The sequence below is a fragment of the Galbitalea sp. SE-J8 genome, from assembly GCF_030345695.1.
Lineage (GTDB): Bacteria > Actinomycetota > Actinomycetes > Actinomycetales > Microbacteriaceae > JAUASV01.
Window position 1 is genome coordinate 1 of the sequence record NZ_JAUASV010000047.1, and the last position, 3,895, is coordinate 3,895.

7 protein-coding genes are annotated in these 3,895 nt (G+C 65.8%); 5 read left to right on the forward strand and 2 right to left on the reverse strand.

Annotated elements, in window-relative coordinates; genetic code table 11:
* Positions 1 to 212: 212 nt before the first annotated feature.
* Positions 213 to 368, forward strand: a complete 156-nt coding sequence (locus tag QT381_RS15660; protein WP_289249960.1) for a hypothetical protein — start codon at positions 213 to 215, stop codon at positions 366 to 368.
* Positions 368 to 1,009, forward strand: coding sequence for a Fic family protein (locus tag QT381_RS15665; protein ID WP_289249961.1), 642 nt, complete (start codon positions 368 to 370; stop codon positions 1,007 to 1,009). Before QT381_RS15660 ends, QT381_RS15665 begins: the two co-directional genes overlap by 1 nt.
* 394 nt (positions 1,010 to 1,403) lie before the next feature.
* Here the strand turns inward: QT381_RS15665 and QT381_RS15670 are convergent, their stop codons facing one another.
* Positions 1,404 to 1,613: an integrase core domain-containing protein gene (locus tag QT381_RS15670; protein WP_289249966.1), complete on the reverse strand. Its 210-nt coding sequence runs from the start codon at positions 1,611 to 1,613 to the stop codon at positions 1,404 to 1,406.
* Between the two features lie 147 nt (positions 1,614 to 1,760).
* On the opposite strand from QT381_RS15670, the gene QT381_RS15675 reads away from it, so the two are divergent.
* From QT381_RS15675 to QT381_RS15685, 3 genes are read left to right on the forward strand one after another with little or no spacing between them, the layout of a single operon-like run.
* The gene (locus tag QT381_RS15675) at positions 1,761 to 2,351 is read left to right on the forward strand and encodes a type IV toxin-antitoxin system AbiEi family antitoxin domain-containing protein (protein WP_289249962.1); all 591 of its coding nucleotides are present in this window, start codon (positions 1,761 to 1,763) and stop codon (positions 2,349 to 2,351) included.
* Complete coding sequence (locus tag QT381_RS15680) at positions 2,348 to 2,674, forward strand: nucleotidyl transferase AbiEii/AbiGii toxin family protein (RefSeq protein ID WP_289249963.1); 327 nt, start codon at positions 2,348 to 2,350, stop codon at positions 2,672 to 2,674. Before QT381_RS15675 ends, QT381_RS15680 begins: the two co-directional genes overlap by 4 nt.
* Positions 2,675 to 2,690: 16 nt before the next feature.
* Positions 2,691 to 3,284 carry a nucleotidyl transferase AbiEii/AbiGii toxin family protein gene (locus QT381_RS15685; RefSeq protein WP_289249964.1) on the forward strand — a complete coding sequence of 198 codons (594 nt, stop codon included), beginning with the start codon at positions 2,691 to 2,693 and terminating at the stop codon, positions 3,282 to 3,284.
* A gap of 82 nt (positions 3,285 to 3,366) precedes the next feature.
* Here the strand turns inward: QT381_RS15685 and QT381_RS15690 are convergent, their stop codons facing one another.
* Positions 3,367 to 3,603, reverse strand: a complete 237-nt coding sequence (locus QT381_RS15690) for a hypothetical protein (RefSeq protein ID WP_289249965.1) — start codon at positions 3,601 to 3,603, stop codon at positions 3,367 to 3,369.
* Positions 3,604 to 3,895: the final 292 nt, after the last annotated feature.

The following is a 3,895-nucleotide window of genomic DNA, read 5'->3' on the forward strand; positions in this document are numbered from 1 at the left end:
CACCGACACCGACACCGACACCGACGCCAAGGAGGTCTCCACCGACAGCGCCCTCGAACTCACCGCCTGAACCATCAACAGTTCGAAGGAACCCGAGCTACACCACTACCTGGGGCTTGACCCGCGCGTGACCTAAGCCAAGACCAACGCATCGCCAGATTGAAGCTCACCCGGTAGAATCGGAGTGTCGAGGACTCGGCGGAGGTGAGCATATGAAGCGCAAGAACGTCACACACGAGGCCCTTCGTCGTGCCGCCATGCGCTCGACCCGGGCATCGGCGGCGCTGGAGAACCGATCGGTTCCCCTTGATGCTGTTCGTTCCGAACGGGTCGAGCGGTTCCTTGCGGTGCGCAAGCAACACGCCTGATGGGAATCGGGCCCGGCTACGGTGAAACGCCGCTGGAACCGGAAGAAGCGGACGCGCTCACCCCGCAGGCTCGCGAGATCTTCGGTGATCAGCCCAAGAAGATCGACCTGTATGAAGCCGAGCAGGCTATCAACGACGAGGTCAGCATCGCGCTTCTCGACGACATCGCCGACGGGCGGCTCGTGCTTGCCGACATCCTCAGGGACACGTTCCTCCGCGAGCTGCACCAGAAGCTCTACGGCGACTTGTGGACGTGGGCAGGCCGGTACCGAACACGCGACCTCAACATCGGCGTCGACCATGCGCGCATCGCCGTCGAGCTGCGCGGATCGCTCGACAACATCCGCTACCGGTGGGAGCACACCGAAGACTGGACCCCGCGCGAGCTCGGCATCGCGGTGCACGCCGAGACCGTCCGCATCCATGGCTTCGTCGACGGGAATGGGCGAAGCACGCGTCTGCTCGCTGACCTCGTCTTCCTGGTGGCACAGGACGCCGAGGCGATCGCAGAGACGTACGACTGGCGCATCGACAAGCGGGAGTACATCGCACTGCTGCGCGAGTACGACCTCACCAGGGACCCGCAACCGCTCGCCGAGTTCGTGCCTGTCCGGCGGCTCGACGACGCCGAGAACGGGTGACCATATTGGTGACCAGAAACCCCCAGATCGGCCGGCACCAGCCGGTGGTTGCCGGTAGTGTCGTGGTCATGAGAACCGCAGAATTCCGCGGATTCTCGCCCGATCGGCGCCGTGGCGTCCCCTGGTCCGAGCCCGGACCCTCAGTTGTTCTTGGTTCGAGTCCAGGTGCCCCAGCAACGAATCGCTAGAGTTCTCTAGGAAGTCCGGCTCCCTCCTCACTCCGTCGAATGGCCCGATCTGGCGTCTGGTGACCAGATTGTGATGTCTCAAGACATGGGTAACGGTTCTGCATCAGGACATCGGTGACGGTTGATGTGTCGGGACATCGGTGAGACTTCGATCGTTCGGGGGCGTCGGGCCTTGACCCCGGTTCGCGGACACGGTGTCATTTCGGTTATGCCGCTTCCGCGAGGATAGCGGAGGCGGCGGCCTCGTAGGCGTTCGGCGCGATGTTGCCGATCGCGGAGTGCCGGCGGCGGGTGTTGTAACGGTTCGCCCACCGGAACACGGCCCGGTAGGCCGTCGCCTGGTCGGGGAACGCCGGGCGACCCTTGACCTGGAGGATCGGGTGCCGGGTGATCGATGGGAGGCCCTGGTCGTTCATGCGCTGCGACGAGAGCTGATCGGAGAGCAGGACATCGACACGCAGAGGGGCTTCATCCGCAAGCTGTTGACCGGAACGAGAAGAGCGCGTGACCAGAGGTGGATAAAAACCGCACATCATTGATCGTCCTATGCACGGATTGTATCCGTGAAGGAGTTGGACGAGTCGCTCCCGTCGACGTTCACGACGGAGACCTCGCGGGCGCACGGTGTGCATCCGCGAGACCTGTATGCCTGGCGAGATGGCGGGCGGATCATCGAACTCTCGCGCGGGGTCTTCCGTCGAGCAGACGCGCCCCCGGCGTCTTACCCCGACATGATCGCCGTGGCGCACCGCGCTCCACGCGCCATCGTGTGCTGCGTCTCGGCGGCAGCAATCCACGAACTGACGGATGAGATGCCGGCGTCTGTGCAGATCTCGGTTCCCAAACGGTCGCATACGCCGGCAATCACCTACCCGCCCGTGACGGTGTTTCGCTTCGGGGAGGGCACGTTTGGACTGGGCTTGACCGCGTTCGAGGCGGGCCCGGGAGAGCCCGTGCGCATCTGCGATCCGGCGAGGACGGTGGTGGATCTCATGAGATTTCGAAGACGCCTTGGCGAGCCGATCGCGCACGCCGCGCTTCACCGATACCTGGCAGCGTCGAACTCGAAACCGGCACTGCTGTTGGAGTACGCGGAGGCGCTGAGGACGTTCGGGCCGATGCGCGCTGCGCTCGATGTTGCGAGTGCCCGATGAGTCGGCCCACGCGAGAGAGTGCCGCAGGGCGCGCATACCTCGACCTGCAGAATCAGGCTCGCCGCCAGAACCGTGGCACGCAGGAACTGCTCACGATGTACATCGTCGAGCGCTGGCTGTCGCGGATGTCGCGCCCACCGTACGCCGAGGATTTCATCCTGAAGGGCGGGATGCTGCTGGCTTCCTTCGGCACCCGCCGCCCCACGGTCGACGCCGACGCCCTCGCGCGCAACATGGCCTCCGACGAGGAGACCGTCGCTCGCCGCGTCGCTGACATCGCCGCGATCGAAGACCCCGACGACGGCGTCGAGTTTCCTGCCTGAGACCGACACCACCGCAGTGATCCGCGACGATGCCCTGTATTCCGGCGTGCGGGTGACGATGACGGCACGGCTCGCAACCACGCAGGTCAAGCTGCGGCTCGACATCAACTTCGGCGACCCCGTCACTCCGGCCCCGCGAACAGTCGCGCTGCCGTCGCTGCGGCCGGACGCTCCGCCGATCCGTATCCTGGGCTACCCGATCGAGACGGTACTCGCAGAGAAGCTCGTCACCGCGATCGAACTGGGACGAGCGAACGCGCGCGTGCGTGACTTCGCGGACATCCACCTCTTGACCGGCACACACGCTCTCCAGTGCGGAGCACTGCGTGACGCGCTCACGGCGACCGCAACTTTCCGCGGGACCACGTTGATTCCGTTAGCGCAGGCCACCGAGGGGCTCGCAGTGCTCCGAGACTCAACCTATGTCGCCTACCGGAAGGGGCTCGGCGAGGCGGGCGCGAGTCTTCCGGAGAGGTTCTCCGACACCGTTGCTGCGGCTGCCGACCTCGTCGACCCGGTGCTCGACGAGCTCGACGCCGAGCCCCGCCGAACGGAACTGGAACACGGCACCCGTCACGCCGTCCGAGCCGACAGAAACCGCTACAGGTAGGACGGACCTGTGACGGTTTCTGTCGGACCTGGCCGCAGCCAAATCTGGTGACCAGAAACCCTCCTGCGGTGCCACCTTGCGGTCAGGCCCGTATGACGGCCCGGGCGATGGCTGCGACAGCCGTGTTCACACCCTTCGGTCTCCCGTTCGCCCGCATCGCCCCCGCGAGCAGGCGGAGCGCGTCGAGCGTGGGACTGTCGGGTGAGGGGGCGCGGTAGGGGTCCTCGCGGTCGCGCCAGCCGAGGTCGAACAGGAGTTCGCTGATGCTCTCTTCCCACAGTTCAGCGGGTGTCTCGTTCGCGACGGCGGCGAGTGCCATCCACCCGGCGTGCCGCTCGGCGGGGGTTGTTCCGAGCGGGAGCCGGCCGCTGACGTGTCGCAGCATCGCTTGCGGGTCATCTCTGCGTTTCGCCATTGCCTGAGTCGGAGCGATGCGGCCCTTGCGCACCGACACGAGTCCCAGCGCTCGCGCCGTGGCGCGGAGTCCCCGGTCAAGCCCCAGGTAGTGGTGTAGCTCGGGTTCCTTCGAACTGTTGATGGTTCAGGCGGTGAGTTCGAGGGCGCTGTCGGTGGAGACCTCCTTGGCGTCGGTGTCGGTGTCGGTGTCGGTG

Excerpts from the sequence above, each read along its gene's own strand:
- QT381_RS15680 (WP_289249963.1), top strand. The coding sequence starts at position 2,348 with ATGAGTCGGCCCACGCGAGAGAGTGCCGCAGGGCGCGCATACCTCGAC.
- QT381_RS15670 (WP_289249966.1), bottom strand. The coding sequence starts at position 1,613 with ATGAACGACCAGGGCCTCCCATCGATCACCCGGCACCCGATCCTCCAG.
- QT381_RS15690 (WP_289249965.1), bottom strand. The coding sequence starts at position 3,603 with ATGGCACTCGCCGCCGTCGCGAACGAGACACCCGCTGAACTGTGGGAA.
- QT381_RS15665 (WP_289249961.1), top strand. The coding sequence starts at position 368 with ATGGGAATCGGGCCCGGCTACGGTGAAACGCCGCTGGAACCGGAAGAA.
- QT381_RS15660 (WP_289249960.1), top strand. The coding sequence starts at position 213 with ATGAAGCGCAAGAACGTCACACACGAGGCCCTTCGTCGTGCCGCCATG.